The sequence below is a fragment of the Rhizobium sp. LjRoot98 genome (assembly GCF_964252935.1).
In the GTDB taxonomy this organism is placed as follows: Bacteria; Pseudomonadota; Alphaproteobacteria; order Rhizobiales; family Rhizobiaceae; genus Pararhizobium.
Window position 1 is genome coordinate 1 of the sequence record NZ_CAXUPW020000020.1, and the last position, 17778, is coordinate 17778.

The 17778-nt window shown below is 59.0% G+C and carries 16 protein-coding genes; 11 read left to right on the forward strand and 5 right to left on the reverse strand.

The features are described from left to right. The 9 genes from ACSQ3J_RS29375 to ccoS all read left to right on the forward strand — a co-directional run. On the forward strand, nucleotides 1-1162 hold a 1162-nt coding region (locus tag ACSQ3J_RS29375; protein ID WP_436040915.1), incomplete at its 5' end, for a type IV secretory system conjugative DNA transfer family protein. Nucleotides 1163-1865: 703 nt separating this feature from the next. After that, the gene (ccoN, locus tag ACSQ3J_RS29380) at nucleotides 1866-3518 is read left to right on the forward strand and encodes a cytochrome-c oxidase, cbb3-type subunit I (protein WP_060503932.1); all 1653 of its coding nucleotides are present in this window, start codon (nucleotides 1866-1868) and stop codon (nucleotides 3516-3518) included. Nucleotides 3519-3521: 3 nt separating this feature from the next. Continuing rightward, the gene (ccoO, locus tag ACSQ3J_RS29385) at nucleotides 3522-4274 is read left to right on the forward strand and encodes a cytochrome-c oxidase, cbb3-type subunit II (RefSeq protein ID WP_060503933.1); all 753 of its coding nucleotides are present in this window, start codon (nucleotides 3522-3524) and stop codon (nucleotides 4272-4274) included. A gap of 17 nt (nucleotides 4275-4291) precedes the next feature. Then, entirely contained in the window at nucleotides 4292-4462 is a 171-nt protein-coding gene (locus ACSQ3J_RS29390) for a CcoQ/FixQ family Cbb3-type cytochrome c oxidase assembly chaperone (RefSeq protein WP_060503935.1), read from the forward strand. Next, nucleotides 4453-5340 carry a cytochrome-c oxidase, cbb3-type subunit III gene (ccoP, locus tag ACSQ3J_RS29395; protein ID WP_060503937.1) on the forward strand — a complete coding sequence of 296 codons (888 nt, stop codon included), beginning with the start codon at nucleotides 4453-4455 and terminating at the stop codon, nucleotides 5338-5340. The genes ACSQ3J_RS29390 and ccoP overlap by 10 nt, the downstream gene beginning before the upstream one ends. Continuing rightward, the gene (locus ACSQ3J_RS29400; protein ID WP_060503938.1) at nucleotides 5337-5528 is read left to right on the forward strand and encodes a hypothetical protein; all 192 of its coding nucleotides are present in this window, start codon (nucleotides 5337-5339) and stop codon (nucleotides 5526-5528) included. The genes ccoP and ACSQ3J_RS29400 overlap by 4 nt, the downstream gene beginning before the upstream one ends. Nucleotides 5529-5546: 18 nt before the next feature. After that, nucleotides 5547-6353 (forward strand): DUF2189 domain-containing protein, encoded by an 807-nt coding sequence (locus tag ACSQ3J_RS29405; RefSeq protein WP_436040916.1) that lies wholly within the window; start codon nucleotides 5547-5549, stop codon nucleotides 6351-6353. Nucleotides 6354-6359: 6 nt separating this feature from the next. Then, on the forward strand, nucleotides 6360-8633 hold the full coding sequence (locus ACSQ3J_RS29410; RefSeq protein ID WP_060503942.1) for a heavy metal translocating P-type ATPase: 2274 nt from the start codon (nucleotides 6360-6362) through the stop codon (nucleotides 8631-8633). After that, complete coding sequence (gene ccoS, locus ACSQ3J_RS29415; protein WP_060503943.1) at nucleotides 8630-8788, forward strand: cbb3-type cytochrome oxidase assembly protein CcoS; 159 nt, start codon at nucleotides 8630-8632, stop codon at nucleotides 8786-8788. The genes ACSQ3J_RS29410 and ccoS overlap by 4 nt, the downstream gene beginning before the upstream one ends. Nucleotides 8789-9614: 826 nt before the next feature. Here the strand turns inward: ccoS and ACSQ3J_RS29420 are convergent. Together ACSQ3J_RS29420 and ACSQ3J_RS29425 are read right to left on the reverse strand one after the other, a co-directional pair. Beyond that, complete coding sequence (locus ACSQ3J_RS29420; protein WP_436040917.1) at nucleotides 9615-12176, reverse strand: relaxase/mobilization nuclease domain-containing protein; 2562 nt, start codon at nucleotides 12174-12176, stop codon at nucleotides 9615-9617. Further along, on the reverse strand, nucleotides 12166-12534 hold the full coding sequence (locus ACSQ3J_RS29425) for a hypothetical protein (protein ID WP_156397497.1): 369 nt from the start codon (nucleotides 12532-12534) through the stop codon (nucleotides 12166-12168). The genes ACSQ3J_RS29420 and ACSQ3J_RS29425 overlap by 11 nt, the downstream gene beginning before the upstream one ends. Nucleotides 12535-13015: 481 nt before the next feature. Here ACSQ3J_RS29425 and ACSQ3J_RS29430 point away from each other — a divergent pair, with 481 nt between their 5' ends. Further along, nucleotides 13016-13699: a ParA family protein gene (locus ACSQ3J_RS29430; protein ID WP_060503950.1), complete on the forward strand. Its 684-nt coding sequence runs from the start codon at nucleotides 13016-13018 to the stop codon at nucleotides 13697-13699. Then, nucleotides 13696-14076 (forward strand): hypothetical protein, encoded by a 381-nt coding sequence (locus ACSQ3J_RS29435; RefSeq protein ID WP_060503952.1) that lies wholly within the window; start codon nucleotides 13696-13698, stop codon nucleotides 14074-14076. The genes ACSQ3J_RS29430 and ACSQ3J_RS29435 overlap by 4 nt, the downstream gene beginning before the upstream one ends. Before the next feature lie 20 nt (nucleotides 14077-14096). Here the strand turns inward: ACSQ3J_RS29435 and repC are convergent, their stop codons facing one another. The 3 genes from repC to repA form a co-directional block, all read right to left on the reverse strand. Then, entirely contained in the window at nucleotides 14097-15311 is a 1215-nt protein-coding gene (gene repC, locus ACSQ3J_RS29440; RefSeq protein WP_060503954.1) for a plasmid replication protein RepC, read from the reverse strand. A gap of 199 nt (nucleotides 15312-15510) precedes the next feature. After that, entirely contained in the window at nucleotides 15511-16515 is a 1005-nt protein-coding gene (gene repB, locus ACSQ3J_RS29445) for a plasmid partitioning protein RepB (RefSeq protein WP_436040918.1), read from the reverse strand. Continuing rightward, nucleotides 16512-17726 carry a plasmid partitioning protein RepA gene (repA, locus tag ACSQ3J_RS29450; RefSeq protein WP_056319937.1) on the reverse strand — a complete coding sequence of 405 codons (1215 nt, stop codon included), beginning with the start codon at nucleotides 17724-17726 and terminating at the stop codon, nucleotides 16512-16514. Before repA ends, repB begins: the two co-directional genes overlap by 4 nt. Between the last annotated feature and the right edge of the window lie 52 nt (nucleotides 17727-17778).

Here is a 17778-nt window from a genome sequence, read left to right on the forward strand (position 1 = left end):
TCCCGAGCTTCGGGCCGAGTGGATCAGTTCTTTTACCTATACGACGATCGCGCGCTTTGCGGTTATGGCGGGAAAACAGTTCGACGGGGTTTACGGCTCGCTTGCCGCAGCCGTTCGTCCATTCAAGAACAACCGCATTTTGCGAGCAACGGCGCGCTCGACCTTCGACATTCGCGCGATGCGGCGCGAGAATATGAGCCTGTATCTGGATTTCCGGATCCAGCAGGTTGCCTCCATTGGGCCGATCTTCAACGTGCTGATGGTCCAGTTCATGGACTACATGTCGCGCACCATGATGACGCGCGGCGAGCGCCGCGTTCTGGTCTTGCTCGATGAGTTTCAAAACCTCGGCAAGTTGGAAAATGCCCTCACCGTCGCGACCGTTCTTGGCGGCTACGGCATACCTTGCTGGTTCTTCGTCCAATCCCTGCGGTCGATCGACAACGTCTACACGCGCGAAGGTCGACAAACGCTGGTGAATTCCGCACGCGCTCAAATCTTCCTCGGAGCCCAGGATCCGGAGGACCAGCGGTATGTCTCGCAATTGCTTGGTGAGAGGAAAGAGGTCACTGTTGATAAGGCGGTTTCGACAGGCGTCACGCTTTTTGATCGCAAGGGGGCAACCATGTCGCACAGGACGGCGATGCGCCCGCTCATGCGACCCGATGAACTCGGAGCGATGAACGAGACACGCTGCATCATCAAGTTGCGCAATCAGCAACCTATATTCGGCCTTCGCAACTTTTACTATGCGGATAACGAGCTGATGAAGCGGGCTTGGTTGCCAATCACCCCAACCAATGAACAACCCAGGATGACAAGAACTCCAGACGTGGTGGTTGAGTCCATAGAACCGTATCCAGCAAACCAAGTCGCGCCAAGCCTGGTGGCACCAGGCGCGAAGTTTGCGCTGAAAGCCCCTCCCACTCATGTCGCGGCGTCGATCAGGGTCCCAAACGGACGAAACCTAGACGGTAGCAGCGAAGAGCCATCCAAGGTGAAGCCGGATTTCAGGGCCGCAGTCAACGCAAGCGCTCGTCGTCAAAGCGAGGCAGACGAGGCAATTGGCAGAGTCCTCAATTTATTTGACACCACACCAGCGAAGAAGCGCGCAATCAAAAAGCTACGTAAAGAAATTTCGGGGGCATTGAGCGATGAATGATCTGACTTCTGACGATTGGCGTCAGTTGAACGCTGGAAAAAAGTTCAAGCCTTTCTCGACTGCGGTGAACAAGGTTGGGCCTGTCGCCTTTGACAATGACCGAAATGGGGCCGTCTGCGGACCGGCAGCTCTTCGCAGAAGGGACGCGAAACCAGACCTTGAGATTGGAGTGATCTGGACGACGCACTGCACACGAGCGCCAACCTGCAGCAAAAGCAGATCAAATACGGCCTGACCGATCCCTCAGCGATTGCGTGTCACGAGGCCGGGTTCGGGGATCGGCATGTCGCGAGTATTCTCAATCTCGTTTGGGGAAATGTCGTCGACCGGGTCGGCGTCCGCGCAGCTTGCCAGCAAGAGAAGATCGTACGCGCGGTGCTCGTGCACATTCCAAGCTATTCGCCGGGGTCGCTGCTGAACTTGGAGGATGGGCTTGGCGCGCGGCATGACCAGATACGTCGATCGGAACGCGAGTTATTTGTTTGCGACCGCGCCAGATGCACACTAGTCGCTGACGCATCTCAACAACGGCTCTTTTAGCATCATCATGGCCGACATCCAGTGACCGACGTTTCCACATTGTGGATCGTGCGTGCTCGTCAATGGCAAGTTGGATGCAAGACGTAAGTTACTAGAATAGGTTGCCTTTTCGAAACGTGTGCTGCACGATGCCCGCAGCGCTATCGGGAGGGGTAGAGAACGCATGGGTCAGCTTACGACAGGTGAACGCGAGTTCGCTTCCGCCATACTTCTCGTCCTGATGATCCTCGGCATCGCCATGGCGGCCGCCGGACGCTTTGATCCGATGGGCGTCCACGGGGGCATGGTCTTCCTATATTCGGGGGCGTTGTTCTGGTGGATATTGACCTCCTTCTTCGGCAAGGAGCCAGATGCCGCGCGGTTCTCCAGCTACTACGACGATCCGATCAAGGTCGGCGTCGCCCTCACGATGCTGTGGGCTATCTTCGGCATGTTCATCGGCGTCTGGGCGGCGGCCCAGCTCGCATGGCCCAGCCTCAATTTCGACATGGCCTGGTCGAGCTTCGGTCGCATACGCCCGGCCCACACGACAGGGGTGATCTTCGGCTTCGGTGGCAACGCGCTGATCGCGACATCCTTCCATGTGGTGCAACGGACATCGCGTGCCAGACTGGCCGATCAGTTGTCGCCCTGGTTCGTCATCTTCGGATACAATCTTTTCTGTCTGATCGCGGTGAGCGGCTATTTCATGGGGGTCACCCAGTCGAAGGAATACGCCGAAGCGGAATGGTATGCCGACATCTGGCTCGTGGTCGTGTGGGTCGCCTATTTCGTGCTTTTCGTGCGCACGTTGGCACGCCGCAAGGAACCGCACATCTACGTCGCCAACTGGTACTACCTCGCCTTTATCATCGTCGTGGCGATCCTCCACATCGTCAATAACCTCGCGGTGCCCGTCTCGTTCGGCCACGCGAAGAGCTATACGGTGTGGTCAGGCGTCCAGGATGCGATGGTACAGTGGTGGTACGGGCACAACGCGGTGGCGTTCTTCCTGACCGCAGGCTTCCTTGGAATGCTCTACTACTACCTGCCGATCCGCGCCCAGCGGCCGATCTTTTCCTACCGGCTGTCCATCATCAGCTTCTGGGGCATTACATTCTTCTATATGTGGGCAGGTTCCCACCATCTCCATTATACAGCGCTGCCTCTCTGGGTGCAGAACCTCGGGATGACCTTCTCGGTGATGCTGCTTGTTCCGTCCTGGGCGTCGGCCGGAAACGCATTGCTGACTTTGAACGGGGCATGGCACCGGGTCCGCGATGACGCCACGCTCCGCTTCATCATGATTGCAGCGTTCTTCTACGGATTGTCGACATTCGAAGGCTCCTTCATGGCGATCAGAGCGGTGAACTCGCTGTCCCATTATACCGACTGGACAGTGGGACACGTTCACGCCGGTGCCCTAGGCTGGGTCGCAATGATTATCTTCGGATCGTTCTACACGCTCGTTCCATCGATCTGGAAACGCGAACGGATGTATTCTTCCACCCTGGTGGAGGTTCACTTCTGGTTGGCGCTGATCGGCACGCTGATCTACGTCTTCGCCATGTGGAACTCAGGGATTATCCAAGGCCTGATGTGGCGCACGTATTCGCCCGACAACACCCTTGTCTACTCCTTCGTCGATAGCCTGCTGGCGATGTATCCCTACTACATCGCCCGCGCCTTTGGAGGGCTGCTGTTTCTCCTCGGCGCAATCGTGGCAAGCTTCAACATCTGGATGACGGTACGGACGGTTCCGGCCACCGTACCTGTAACTTCCGACGCACCGTTGCCCTCGGGCATCTACGGTGCGTCACCTTCTCCGGCGGAGTGAGACATGAGCGAGCGCCTGCACGGAAAACTGGAACGCACGGCTGTCGGTTTCATGCTTGCCATCGTTGTTGCCGGAAGCGTTGGCGGTATCGTCGAGATCGCCCCACTCTTCACCATCCACGAGACGGTTGAAGACGCGCCCGACATGAGGCTCTACACACCCCTCGAAACGGCGGGTCGCGACATCTACGTCCGGGAAGGCTGCTATGCCTGTCATAGCCAGATGATCAGGACGCTGCGCGACGAGGTGGAGCGATACGGACCATATTCGCTTGCCGTCGAATCCAAGTACGACCACCCGATGTTGTGGGGGTCGAAGCGAACGGGACCCGATCTGGCCCGTATCGGCGGCAAGTACTCCGACCTCTGGCACGTGGCCCATCTGATCAATCCGCGTGACGTTGTTCCCGAATCCAACATGCCGTCCTATCGCTGGCTGGCAACGACCCAGCTCGAGCTGTCCGATCTGGGGGGCCATCTCGCGGCACTGAGGACCGTCGGGGTTCCGTACACGGACGAGATGATCGCCAGTGCCGCCGGGGACGCATACGGCCAGTCCAATCCGGACAGCGACCAGTCCTCCGGCGTCACGGAACGCTATGGCGAGAAGACGCAGGTATCGGCGTTCGACGGCGTCAAGAATACCGTCACCGAAATGGACGCCCTGGTCGCGTATCTCCAGGTCGTAGGCCGCCTGACCAATGCGGCCTACGAGAACACCGCGGCACCCGAGCAGATGCCAGACCCCAACAACTGAGCGCGAAGGGGATTGAAATGGACTTTACCCACGAGACCATGTTGGAGCTCTCCAAGGTGTGGGGGCTGTTGTATCTCATCCTGTTTTCGATCGGCGTGGTCGTCTACGCGTTCTGGCCCTCCAACCGCACACGTTTCAAGCGGGCGGAAACGGAGATATTTGACAAGGACGACACCCCATGGCGATAGAGGAAACCGAAACCGACCAGATCACCGGACGCCGGACGACGGGACACATCTGGAACGGCATCAAGGAATTGGATACCCCGATCCCGCGCGGTGTCCTCATATTCCTTATCGTCACCCACCTGTTCGCCGCGCTCTGGTGGGTGCTTCATCCCGCCTGGCCGCTCGGAACGACCTATACCAAAGGCTTGATCGGCGGCGACCAGAAGCAGACAGTGGAGCGCAAGATCGTCGAAGCTGCGGCCTCGCGCGTACCGTGGACCGAACGGATCGAGAAAGACTCCTTTGATCAGATCAGGGCGGATGGGGAGCTGATGGCGAAGGTCGATTCAAGCGGCCATCAACTGTTCGGAGACAACTGTGCCGCCTGTCACGGCCGGGATGGAAAAGGCGGACAGAACTATCCTGATCTGACCGACGACGACTGGCTCTGGGGCGGCGAACCGGAACGGATCGTCGAGACGATGACGGTCGGCGTCAATTCGCGGCACTCGAACAGCCGTGTGTCGCAGATGCCTGCATTTGGGGCGGACGAAATGCTCGACCGCAAACAGGTGACCGATGTCGGTGCCTATGTCTATTCCCTGAGCAGCAAGGAGACTTCGGATGCTGAAGTCCTCGGTGACATCGAGGCCGGCCATCAGGTGTTCTTGGCAAGCTGTGTTTCCTGCCACGGGGAGGATGCCAAGGGCAAGGCGGACCTCGGCGCACCCAACTTGACGGATGGCCGCTGGATTTACGATGGAACCCTGAGCGGGATCATCGAGACTGTGCATGGCGGACGGCAGGGACATATGCCGACCTGGGACGAACGCCTGACACCCGCCGAAATCAAAATTCTCGCGCTTTATGTCAGCGGACTGGGCGGGAAACAGCCATGATCTCGGCGAGCAGGCCTTCGGCGAGAACCGTCATATGGCTTTTGGTCGGCCTAGTCTTCGCGACGTTCGTCGGGGCCAATGCGCATCTCGTCTACGTCGCGATCGCAAGCCAGCCCGCCTGCGTCGAGCATATCAAGGAAAAGGGCCAGCAGCCCACGGAATTCAGGGCCGCTGCGGCGGCTTGCTGAACGAAGGAGAAGGATCAGATGGCTCAGGACGACAACTCCGCCCGATATCTGAGCGAGGTATCCGGAATCGAAGAGACGATGAACCCGAAACGGCAGCGGCATCTACCCGTCACTGCTCCGTTCGACTGGCTCCGTCTAGGCTGGCGTGACCTGCTCACACAACCGTTTCCAAGTCTGTTCTATGGTTTCGTCGTCTTCGTTCTCTCGTCGGCCGCTGTCGTGACCCTGTTCCGATCCGGCCTCGACTATCTGATCTTTCCCGTGATGGCAGGACTGCTGATCGTCGCGCCGCTTTTTGCCTCCGGTCTCTATGTCAAGAGCCGGACCCTGGCGGCGGGCGGACGCATTACGCTACGAGGCATGTTAGGCGTGCGCCCGCTCGCCGGAAAGCAGGTCTTCTTTACGGGGATGGTGCTCTGCATGCTGATGCTCGTTTGGATGCGGGCCGCGGTGATCATCTACGCGCTGTTTTTCGGGGTGAACCCGTTTCCAGGTCTCGACGGCATAGTCAGCCTATTGCTGACCTCACCCGAGGGCTGGGGTATGCTCTTGGTTGGCTTTGCCGTGGGTGCGCTGTTTGCCGGGTTTGCCTTCGCCATCGGTGTCTTCTCGATACCGATGCTCCTCGATCAACGGGTGGACGCGTTCACGGCCATGGGAGTTAGCACCGCGATGGTCTGGAACAATCTGCCCCCGATGTTGGTCTGGGGAGCGATCGTCATGGTCCTATTCGCCGCCAGCGTGTTGACGGGTTTTATCGGCCTGATCGTCGTCTTTCCGCTGCTCGGGCACGCCACCTGGCATGCCTACACGGCGGTCAGGTAGCCGCCGATGACCTGCTGCGCCCCCACTGACCTGGCGCATGGCCACGACCCCGGACAGCGGACGCCGGGGATCGAGGAGGTCATGCTCGCCAGCCGGGACCTCGGCGATGGTCTTCGGCAGGTCGCCCTGTCGGTTCCCGACATGCGGTGCGGCGCGTGCATGGTTCAGTTGGAGATGACCCTCGCCAGATTACCCGACGTTCGCTCGGTGCGCGCCAACCTGACGACCAAGCGGGTGACCATCAACTGGCAGGCGGACAACGGCAATTCGCCAGACTTCGCCGGGTCGATCGGAGCGATCGGCTACACGGCCGTCCTGCCGACGGACGCTGTCGACCAATCCGGCGAGGAGATGTCTGGGCTGTTACGGGCTCTGGCGGTCGCTGGCTTCTGCTCGATGAACATCATGATCCTGTCTGTCTCTGTCTGGTCGGGCGCTGACCCGTCGACGCGGCAGGCACTTCATATGATGTCGGCCGCGCTCGCCCTTCCTGCCGTGATTTACTCGGGCGCGACATTCTACCGCTCCGCATGGCGGGCGCTCGTACACGGCCGGGTCAACATGGATGTGCCGATCAGCATCGGCGTGCTGCTTTCGTTCGGTCTGAGCCTGTACGATACGTTCGTCGAGGGGCGGCATGCCTATTTCGAGGCCAGCACGTCGCTCCTGTTCGTACTGCTTGTCGGCCGCACGCTCGATCACATGATGCGCAAGCGGGCGCGATCGGCGGCGGCGGCCTTGGCCGACATGATGCCAAAGGGCGCGAATGTCGTACGCGCGGACGGTCGGATCGACTATGTCCCGCTGAATGAGATCGGCCCCGGCACCCGCACTCTGATTGCCGCCGGCGACCGAATTCCGGCCGACGGCACCATTCTTTCCGGCATCTCCGAACTGGACCGCTCCATGCTCACCGGAGAGAGCCGCTGGGAAAGTGTCGCGCCAGGCGCACAGGTCCGCGCCGGCGATTTGAACGTCGGCCATCCACTGACAGTCGAAGCCACGGCTGCACCCGAGAATTCAACACTCGCCGAACTGCACAGGATGCTGGAGGCCGTCGAGGACGGCCGGTCCGCGTACCGGACGTTGATCGACAGGGCTGCGCGTCTCTACGCCCCCGTTGTCCACGGACTGTCGGTGTTCGCGTTCGTCATATGGTTCGTGTTCACACGAGACATTCACCTCTCCCTGACAATTGCGATCTCCGTACTGATCATCGCCTGCCCATGCGCGCTTGGGCTGGCTGTTCCCATGGTGCAGGTCGTTGCCGCCCGCCGGCTGTTCAAGCAGGGCATCGTCGCACGGGACGGATCGGCATTGGAACGTCTGGCGGAAATCGACACCGTCGTCTTCGACAAGACCGGGACGCTCACACAGTACGATCCGATGCTGGCGGCAGGGACCTGGAAAGGGCCTCTGGAGTTTTCCCTGGCGCTGTCGCTGGCAAAGTTCTCAAGCCATCCAATGTCAAAGGCCGTCGCCGACTACGCCTCGCGCGGCAACGCGGAGACCCTGTCGTTAGAGGATGTCCGGGAGACACCCGGAAATGGACTCGAGGCGACTTTCCGCGGTGAGCGCTACCGACTTGGCCGAAGCGGGTGGGAGACGGGCGGAGACGTGTTTGATCCTAATGCGCCCTCCACCGTTGTGCTGACGCGCCGAGGGGGTGAGGTGCTGGCTTCCTTCCAGTTCGGAGAACGGGTCCGGGCGGGTTCGGCAGAGGCGGTGCAATTCCTGGAGGATCGCGGCATCGCCGTCCGGATGCTGACAGGCGATGTCCCGCAGGCGGCCAACGCCGTGGCGCGTGAGCTCGGGATCGACGAGGTGAACGCAGCGGCGCTTCCCAAGGACAAGGCCGAGATCGTCGAAGCACTTCAACATCGTGGGCGCAAGGTGCTGATGATCGGTGACGGAATAAACGATGCCCTGGCACTGAAGACCGCACGTGTTTCCATGGCCCCGGCGTCGGGAAGCGACATCGGCCGCAGCGCCGCCGATTTCATCCTGCTCAATGGAGACATGGATGGAATCAGGATCGCGATGACGACGGCTGGGCGTGCTGCCGCGCTAATTCGTCAGAACTTCGCTCTCGCCATCGTCTACAACGTGGTCAGCATACCGCTTGCGCTCTCAGGCTACGCCAGTCCGCTCATCGCAGCGGTGGCGATGTCGACGTCGTCCATTTTGGTGGTCGCCAATGCGGTCAGGCTCGATATGGACGCCGATGTGCTATCCTGGCGGCGAAGCCCGACAGCCAAGCTCGCGGGAGCGGCCCAATGAGCACATTGTCGTTTTTGATACCCATCGCTGTATTGATGGGGATCGCGGGACTAGGGGCCTGCCTCTGGTCTCTTCGCAACGGCCAGTATGACGACCTGGACGGCGCGGCGGAACGCATACTCTACGAAAACGACGACAAGCCGCTGGGCGGCTGACACGCACTGATGGAGGTCCGAATGGAAAACAGAGAGCGACAGTCTGCAATGACAGAACATGACGCCAGCCCGTCCTCGCAGAAACGTACCCTCGATCCCTCGGAGTCTGTGACGGGAGTCGGGATCGTCTTTGGCATTCTCGGCGCTGTGGTCGGTCTCGTTGCCACACTGTTCGTCGCAGATGCGTCGGGTGTCGCGGAGTGGGTTGCGTGCTGCATTGTCGGAGCTTTCGCGGGAGGTTCCGCGGGCGTCGTCATCGGCGGGATGATCGGAGCTATCTTCGGAGTATTCAGAGGGGTGAAGGTGCCCACAACTCGTAACCTTCGTCGGTAGAAACGCAATGAGTTCGGGCGGCACATGGACTTAACCGCTTCCGGCATCCAGCCCGCACATATCTGATTTGACGACCCATGGCATCATCCTAGGATGCCGGTTGAAAATGCTATGGGTCATGCGATTTCGCTCCGCAGTCCGAGAGCCTCCTGTTTAGTGCTAGCGGATTTTTGGAGCAACAGGCAAAGGGGCATCGCGAATATCACATCGACACGCCAGCCAACTACGCAAACCTTCAACGGCACTCTGGTGCTTTCTGGATGTTATTATCCGAATTGCAGACTGACTGCTTCCAGGAGCTTGAGCGAGTCTTGCAAACGACCGAAATGAAGGCGCAAAGCTGCCGCATCTCATGCCGACCGCAGACGACGAAACTCCCTCGTCTCACCTCTGAGATGCGCAAAATGCGGGTGAACTCGCCCCCTCGACCGATTAGAGGTAGCTTGTGTGAGTGACGCAGATACCGCTGCGTGCTCTCACGTGTAGCATTTGCTTAACGCTCGGACTCATCGCGTCCATTGTCGCGGTGACGCTCTTGCTCGGCCTGGCGAATGCGCTCACGACGCTGTTCGTCCTGCACGCCTTTCGCGCCACCCGCCTGATCGCGTGCTGCCCGGGCCGCTCGACCCGCAGCAATAGCGTTTTGCTGGACCGCGATGGCAGGATCCACACTTGCCGGCGGCTTACGGTTTTGATCGTGGCCGTCGCCCGCTCGAGCAGCTGCAGACGTTCCCCCTCCCCCGGAAGCTCGCATGGCCGACGGTATCTGCTGCAACTCGATGTCACGGCGCTGCTCGGCAAAGAGTGCCGAAATTTCGCGCCGCATTTCCTCGACCGCCTGGCGCTCGCCACTACTGTCGACCATCGTTTCCAGGCGGTCCATGGATTTGTTGGCGCGTGCGACGCGCTCATCGAACTGTTCCAGCGAGAGTGGCATCATGTTTTCCTTTCGATGTTTGATGTCTGAAACCAAAGTCATGAGTTTCGCCAGTGGCGTGGCTGGATCCGAATCCGTTCTCTGTGCCGATTTTGCAAAGCGGCTCTGCAGCCATGGCGTTGGCGCGCCATTCTGCGCAGCGCCGGCCGCCTTGATCGAAACGGCGGCACTGAGCCCCTGTTCGGACAACTGGCGCTCGATATTCTTGACCACCGCAAGGGTCTCCGCGCCTCGTCCAACCTCTTTCTGCTTCTTCAGCTCCCGCTCGAGCTTGCTGACGCTCGCATCGGTCGGCGCAAGAAGCAGTACAGTTCCACCTTTCATCGAGAAGAGTCGAGCATCACTGTTCAGCGCACGCTGAACAGTCTTCGGCACGGAGCCGCTGTCATGGGCACCGTGGATCTTGAGTTGCACAAGCACAAAGCCTCTCATCGCGCGTGGCGAAAGCTTCGGCACTTTTGCCGAAGCCGCAGCGGCAAACCGATCGGCAGCATCAATCACTGTGGATTTCGCCCCTACCTTTTTCAGCGCGTCCACGGTCGCCCGCCATTGTGGGGCCAGTGCAAGACTGCTGTTTGCGAGTGAGGAGCGGTCGGCGACACCGGACCGCTTTCGCTCGACGCGATTGTTAAGATCGCGGTTCTTGAGATAACGCGGATCGGAGAGACCACGTTGGTACGCGCCGGCCTGTGCCTGGCTGTACGGCCGCGTTGCGGCGACGTCGGCCCGGCGGGTCGCCACCATTGCGATCCCATGCTCACGCGCCTTTGCCGCGAACCGCTCTCGCCATTGATGAAGTTCGGGCTTGGTCAACCGCAGCGCTTTGCCAACATCATCGCGGGCGGAAATCATCGCATGGACGTGCACATGCCCGGTTTCCGGATGATGCGCCGTGACCCACCGGTGCCCTGCGACTTGCTCGCTCAGAAAATCGCGCACGGCGCGGTTCATCGCCTCGGAATCGGTCCCTGCGCGGGCTGAGAAAATAACGTGGAAAGCATTGCGTGGTTCGACGGTGCGAATATGCCCGGACCACTCCTGCCAAATTCCGTCTGCTGCTTTCTGAATTGAAGCGCCGCGTTCTACCCCGTCGCCGGCGCTAGTGATAATCCGCTTTTCATCACGAAGAAATTTTTCGAGGAAATAGCGGCTCGACTTTTCCGAAGTGGCAGCCCCAAGAACGCGAACCTCCGCCCGTCTGCCGGCATCCGCCAACCAAGCTGCAAGATCAGCTTCGGCAGATTCTGCCACGCGTACAGAGCCTTTGCCCGTCTCGCGGGATTTCAGAGCGCCGGCCAGTTTTCCCGCCGGCAGGTCCGTGACCGCATATACAGAAATCTCGCCGTTCGGGAGACGGGAACAAAGGAACGGCTTAGAGCCGAAGGCAGCGTTCAATGCCTCATGAAGATCGTCGTCTCCCACAGGTTCGGCGAACTTAATCGAGATGCTCGCCACCGCGTTTACGGAATAGGGCTCCCGGAACTCAGCGGTCCAGTCGGAGAGAACGGCCGCGCGCGCCTCCTTGCTTGCGATCGTGATCCCGTCTTGATCAATGACAGGAATGTCGACCTTTACCTTTCTGCCATTTTCGTTTTCGACCTCGCGCGTTCCAAGATAGGTGAGCAGGCCCGCGGCCGAAGTTCGGATGGAAACCGTTGATGTGACTTTGATCACAACCGGCTGGGCACCGGCAGCAAGCGCTGCCCGGCTGGCAACCTCTGACGACGCCTTGTCTTTCAACGAACGCCGCGTGGCGGTCGGCGGGTTGGCTTGACGTGCGGCGCTACCGCCGCCTCCCCCGCCCCTGCGCAATTCGTCGTCCTCTTCCGGTCCCATGCGTGAAGCTAACGCACCGACGAGCGCGATGACGTCCTGCTGAGAGGAGCGCGCTGGCTGCAGGATGGAGGCGATAGTCTGTTCCCCCGACGGGACGGAGATTGTCGCGGCCCTGGCTGCAATCCCTGTTGGCAGATACCGCTTCTCAGCACGATCACTGGTCACGGCGGGACCACTCGCCCGTCCGCGGCGCCGCTCCTCATCATCATCAAGGAGAGAAGCCGCCCGCCGCGCGGAGTAGCTATCGACTTCGCCGAGCAGACTTGCCCACTCATAGGCCATGGCCGCCCCCTCTCCGTTCACGCCGGCTGATCCGAAGCATCAAATCGACGTCGGCCCTCAGCCGAAACACAGCGTCGAGAAGCTTCCGCAGTGCTGCATCAAGATGCGGTTCATAGCCGACGCGGCCTTCATTCATGGCGCGTACAGCCTGGTTGAGGTTAATGCCGACGCGGCGTAATTCCTCGTTCGTGCCCCGCAGATGGTCTGCCTCGACCGGCCCGACGGGCAGCGGAAGACCGGCCTGATCGCGGAACAGCAGCCGAATGACGTCGCTTGCTGTGCGGTGTTCTCCGCACAGCGCGGCAAGCGCCTCGCGCTCCTCCAGCTTCATACGAACCCTGACCACCTCGCTTCGCATCGCTTACTCTCCATTGCCATGGGTGCCGGAGGCGCTACAGAGCGCCATATGGCGCGAACCTCAGCCCTGCCGGAGGCGGGCGTCGTCGAGTTTGTACCACAAACTTGACTATCCTGCCACAGAGTATTAATTATAGTTTTCCATTCGCACTGTCAACTCACACTCGCAGGTGAGACGCACATGCCGTCTATGGACGGCGACCGACAAATGGGTAATTGAAACGCTGGCAATTGCCCATTGTTAATTGAAACAGTGCCCGTTAGTGCACGGGTAATGCTCAGATAACCGTTATTAATCATCAAGTAACGCGTCATTAACTGCTCAATGGCAATCACCAATGGGTCGTTCCCCGTTGATGATGAACAGCTGGCAATTGTCGATCATCAATCATCAGCGGCCAATCAGCAACGGGCAATTGAAGCGTTGCCAGAAGAGACGGAGACGGTTAATTATAGTTTCTTTCGGAACGAAAGGAGCTTCCATGATCGTCACCATCGCAAACCCAAAAGGCGGGACCGGAAAAACCACGCTCGTGCGGGCGCTGTCGGGAACAGCCGCCCATGCCGGAAACGACGTGTTTCTCATCGACGCCGACAGCCGTGCCAACACAATGCGATGGGTGACGATGTCGAAGCAGATGGAGGTCTGGCCCGACAGACTTGAGGCGGAAAGCTGCCTGGATCCGGATCGCATTTACAGAATGGCGTTGGATCGACAGCGCGAGGGTAAGATCGTCTTTGTCGACATTGAGGGGACGACGAATGAAAATCTCTTTGCGGGTCTTTATTGCGCCGATATCGTCCTCATTCCCCTCCAGACCACCCAGGACGATGTGGTCGCCGGCATGCAACTGGCGCTCAATCATATTCCCGTCGTCGAAGACGACCAAAAACGTAAACTACCCTCTCTGATCGTCATCACCCAGCACGATCTGGTCACCGGACGCGCCAAGGCGCATGCGCCGCTTCGCGAAATCTTGCGGGAAAGCGGCGTTGCGCTTGCCTCGCAGCCGATCGCCCGGCGCGCTTGCTATCAATCGATCGGCGCCGCCGGCACGCTCCAGACAGTTGCAACTCCCGACCCGAAAGCCATTGCCGAGATGGAAACGCTGCTCGGCGAAATTCTCGCCCTTTACAGATCGACCGCCGAGGGAGTTCAAGCATGAGCGACGGACCAGACAGCAAGAACCTTGTTCTCGGGCTGATTTCGACCAACCGGCAAAAGCCGTCCGTGCGGGAAAAGCAGATCGCCTCCCCTCCTCCGCAAACCGAGGGCGTCCATCAAGCCTCGACTAACAAGCCGCCGATTGGCCGTCAACAGCTTCGCGACATGGTCGCCAAAGGCGAGAGCCGCGATCCGATCGCCGGCAAGCGCTTCCGCGACACAGAAAAAGTGACCACCGGTATTCATATCCGCGCCGACGTTCACAAGACGCTGAAGATCCTTGCCGCAATAGAGCGCCGCAAGTTCAACGCCTATATCGAAGAGGCGATCGACGACTATCTCGAAAAGATCGCAGATCGTATCCCCGACATTTCCTGACCAGGTGGACGCGGGGCTCATCATGCGCTCCGCTTCTCATCTCCGGCGTTCGCCCTGATCGCCGCCATCAGCATCGGCCCGAGACCGAACTCGCCGCGCGCCGCCTTTCGGGTCAAGTCACGCAAGTAGCCGCCGGCCGAGGTGATATGCCCTGCCCGCTCAAGGATGCAGGCAATCGCAACCGCGGCATTCTCGGCCCCCATAATTTCGCAGGCCTCTTGGTAGGCCGAAGGACTGACGCCGAGCATCGACCGGACCACAATGGCAGCCGACATCAACTCACGCCAATGGTCAATTCGGCCGCCCGGCGCGTAATCCGCCATCTGCGGGCACGCCCTCAACACCATGCTCAACGGGAACGCCTTCAACGGCTCGGCAACCCGTTTCGGTTTTATCTCCGGCTTTTCGCCCTGCTCTTGTTCAGAGCGAGGTTCAAGTTCAGAAGTAGATTCGGGATTTGAATTCTGTATGTGGCATCCATCCTGGATAGCATTGCCGTCGGTTTTTTCTGCTTTTAGCTGAATTTCCAGGACGTTGACGATTTCCTCGCGAAGCATTCGCATGTCTTCGAGCACGGCATCGACATCGTGGCGCCTCGGCGCGCGCGGAAGGCGCGCAATAAGGCCAACATACATCGCCTCGATCTTTGCCCAATCGCCGTCAGCGCCCTCTTCCATGGCAGCGGAAATCAGCTTGCGCACATCGCGCCGGCAAAGCGTCAAAGCTTCCTTGGCACGCTTGAACTGCACGCGCTCTTCAGCAACTTGCTGGGCAAGACCAGCCAGCTCGGCAGCACGCGCACGTAGCGGTGCCAGGCTGAAGCCGAACGCGTCCTCGATTTCCCCTCCCCTGCTCCGATGCGCATAACGTTTACCGTTCGGGCTATCGCGGCGCTGGATCAGGCCAGCCTCAACGAGCACAACGAGATGGCGCCGCAGTGTTGTGCCGGCGATGCCGTGCGCCCGGATCGACAGCTGCGTGTTCGACGGGAATACGACAAGACCATTGTCGTCCGAGAGCTCAGTATCCGGATAGAAGCTCAGCAACGCGTGCAGCACTGCGAGAGATCGGTCCTGAAGGCCAAAGACGTCCTTCGCCTCACAGAGATCCCGGAAGACTTTCCACTTATCTACGGGCTTGCTCTCGCTACGCTCTGCTGTTTCCAGCTGACCTTTGACCAAGGCAAGCGTCATCGGCCGCCGCCCAAAGGGCGTCGTCACACTTCCACTCTGCATTTTCCTTCACCTCTCAAAAGGCAAAAGAAATCCGCTCACCAAAACGATGCCAAAGACTCTTGACTGTGATTCGTGAAAATGCGATTCTCAGATTGCTACATGTGAGGAAGGCTTCCACGACGGAAACGTTTGGGGGCCTTTTTCTTTTGCGGTTTGTCTCTCCTTCGACCTTGCTTAACTCTTGCTGTGACCCCCCGCCCTATTGCGCGGGGTCGGCCGATTGATATTCGCGCATCAGATCCGGCATTCGATCCGCCAGCCAGCGCGCAAATGCTGCTTCTTTTTTGGGAATGATTACGGTCGTCCCAGAAGACGTAGACTTCATACGCCCGAAAACTCTTTGGTTAACAGCGAAGTCGCGGATCTCATCCTGCGCTTTCCCTTCGCCGTGCTTAGATATCTCACTTGCAGCTCTGATTGCCTGCGCGATCCGCTCCGCTCCATCGGCTTGCTTAAACTCTGTTGTTTTAACAATCCGGCGCACAGCCTCGGCCTTGTTCAAACTCTTCAAGAGGTCCGCAAATGCAGTCCACTTGGGGCGGCCCACGCCCTTTGCACGACCAATAGCGTAGACAATATCTTCAGGAACGATGTCGGTGACCCGGAACAGGTGCGAAATAGCCGCCTCAGACAAACCAAGGATGGGGCATATCGCACGATGAGAGAGCCCTGCACTTTTTAGCTGCACGGCCCACATTGCCTGCTCAATCCACGTGAGGTTCTCCCTAACGCCGTTTTCGAGAGACTGCTCCTCAATAAGCTGGCGATCTGTGAGATCACGGACGTATGCCTTGATCTTAACGGCCTCCGGTCTTTCGGCGTCCGCCATGATCGCCTTGACAGCCGCCCAGCGACGGTACCCGTAGGCCAACTGATAATGATCGCTCTTCGTGGGATGCGGTCGGACAAGAATGGGTATTTTCTGCCCTTCGCTTGCAATCGATAACTTCAGCGCTTCAAGTTCTTTGTCAGCCTCTTCGTCATTTTCGAAGCGATCCTTGTAAGGAGAGCGCTCCACTTTCGCGGGATCGAGGGAAATAATGCTGTCTTCGGTCAACTGCGAGAGCACTCTTCCCACGTTTGAAATGACCGGCGATGAGTGGCGTCGAGAAGGTAAAGCCTTGTCCAGCGCTTCAGGGACCTGGGCCGTATCACCGCGGTTTTCGGCATCCGCTGCCATTCTTTGAAGTATGCTCTTTTTCATACGCTACGCCCCCAAACCTTGTGGATCAGGTGAAGGATCTCGAAGTTAACACGATCCGCGCTTTCGATCGCTCGCTTCAGCGCCTCCCGACCAACCTCGCCGACTTCAAGCTCGTAAAGCGTTTTTTTAGCGACGGCTGCGCCAGCAATAGCAGTCGACTCCAGAGCCTCCGACACGAGTACGTCATCACCAAAAAGACGTCGCATGACTCCAGACATGTACTTCTGCGGTCCGTCGTTCGGATTCACACGTGTCAGAAGGAACCGGAAGAAATCATGCTCAAACTGGGCGCCGAACTGGCCCAGCGTCTCGGAAAGATCGGAAATCATGATGAGGAATTGATTGCAAGACGCCACGTCGAGCATGGCTGGATGAACCGTCACGATCAGCGACGTCGCAGCATACAGTGCTGCGAGCGTCGAGTAGCCAAGTGATGGCGGTGTGTCGAGAATGACAATGTCATAACGATCTTCCACACGAGCTAGCGCATTGCTGAGCCGCTCGAAAAAGAGACCGAGGTCGTCCCTATTCCTCTGTGTAAGGTAGGAAGGGGTGTCAAACTCGAAGTCCATGAGTTCGAGGTTTCCTGGCACCAGATCGACGCCTGGGAAATAAGTAGGTCGAATGACATCTGCCAAGGCTCGGCGCTCGTTGTCATAGCGTATCGCCGCATAGGCAGTCTCATTTTCGCCGAGATCAAATTCCGGTTGGATACCAAAAAGCGCCGTCATGGACGCTTGTGGATCCAGATCCATGCACAACACCCGGTAGCCCTGCAAGCCGAGGAAATGGGCCAGATGCATCGAGGTCGTCGTCTTCGAACTTCCCCCTTTGAAATTCGCAGTGGCGATAACCTGCAGCTTCTCGCCCTCACGGCGGTACGGCAAAAGCTCACCGGCATCATCCGGACGAAGGGTAGCGAGAAATGAGCGCAGCTCTTTCACCTGGTCTACCGTATAAGTGCGCCGATTGTTCTCGGCGCGCTCCGGTACAGGTCCCTTCCCTTCGATCGTTAGTTGCCTGAGGGTGCTTTCAGGTACTCCCAGCAATCGTACCAGATCGAGGGTCGAGAATGTTCTCGCGAATGTTTTTCGTGCGGCTGGTGGATAGACTGCTTCGCGCATATCTTGAAGCTCCGCCGAAAGCTTCGACGTGTACGCCTGGATCTTCGATGCGGTATCTCTGACGTTATGAGAAGCCGAGTAAAGCATTAAATCCCCTTGACGGTTATGGTCACGATACGCGACCCTTACCGTCAGAAAT

Excerpts from the sequence above, each read along its gene's own strand:
- ccoN (WP_060503932.1), top strand. The coding sequence starts at position 1,866 with ATGGGTCAGCTTACGACAGGTGAACGCGAGTTCGCTTCCGCCATACTT.
- ccoO (WP_060503933.1), top strand. The coding sequence starts at position 3,522 with ATGAGCGAGCGCCTGCACGGAAAACTGGAACGCACGGCTGTCGGTTTC.
- ACSQ3J_RS29390 (WP_060503935.1), top strand. The coding sequence starts at position 4,292 with ATGGACTTTACCCACGAGACCATGTTGGAGCTCTCCAAGGTGTGGGGG.
- ccoP (WP_060503937.1), top strand. The coding sequence starts at position 4,453 with ATGGCGATAGAGGAAACCGAAACCGACCAGATCACCGGACGCCGGACG.
- ACSQ3J_RS29400 (WP_060503938.1), top strand. The coding sequence starts at position 5,337 with ATGATCTCGGCGAGCAGGCCTTCGGCGAGAACCGTCATATGGCTTTTG.
- ACSQ3J_RS29405 (WP_436040916.1), top strand. The coding sequence starts at position 5,547 with ATGGCTCAGGACGACAACTCCGCCCGATATCTGAGCGAGGTATCCGGA.
- ACSQ3J_RS29410 (WP_060503942.1), top strand. The coding sequence starts at position 6,360 with ATGACCTGCTGCGCCCCCACTGACCTGGCGCATGGCCACGACCCCGGA.
- ccoS (WP_060503943.1), top strand. The coding sequence starts at position 8,630 with ATGAGCACATTGTCGTTTTTGATACCCATCGCTGTATTGATGGGGATC.
- ACSQ3J_RS29420 (WP_436040917.1), bottom strand. The coding sequence starts at position 12,176 with ATGGCCTATGAGTGGGCAAGTCTGCTCGGCGAAGTCGATAGCTACTCC.
- ACSQ3J_RS29425 (WP_156397497.1), bottom strand. The coding sequence starts at position 12,534 with ATGCGAAGCGAGGTGGTCAGGGTTCGTATGAAGCTGGAGGAGCGCGAG.
- ACSQ3J_RS29430 (WP_060503950.1), top strand. The coding sequence starts at position 13,016 with ATGATCGTCACCATCGCAAACCCAAAAGGCGGGACCGGAAAAACCACG.
- ACSQ3J_RS29435 (WP_060503952.1), top strand. The coding sequence starts at position 13,696 with ATGAGCGACGGACCAGACAGCAAGAACCTTGTTCTCGGGCTGATTTCG.
- repC (WP_060503954.1), bottom strand. The coding sequence starts at position 15,311 with ATGCAGAGTGGAAGTGTGACGACGCCCTTTGGGCGGCGGCCGATGACG.
- repB (WP_436040918.1), bottom strand. The coding sequence starts at position 16,515 with ATGAAAAAGAGCATACTTCAAAGAATGGCAGCGGATGCCGAAAACCGC.
- repA (WP_056319937.1), bottom strand. The coding sequence starts at position 17,726 with ATGCTTTACTCGGCTTCTCATAACGTCAGAGATACCGCATCGAAGATC.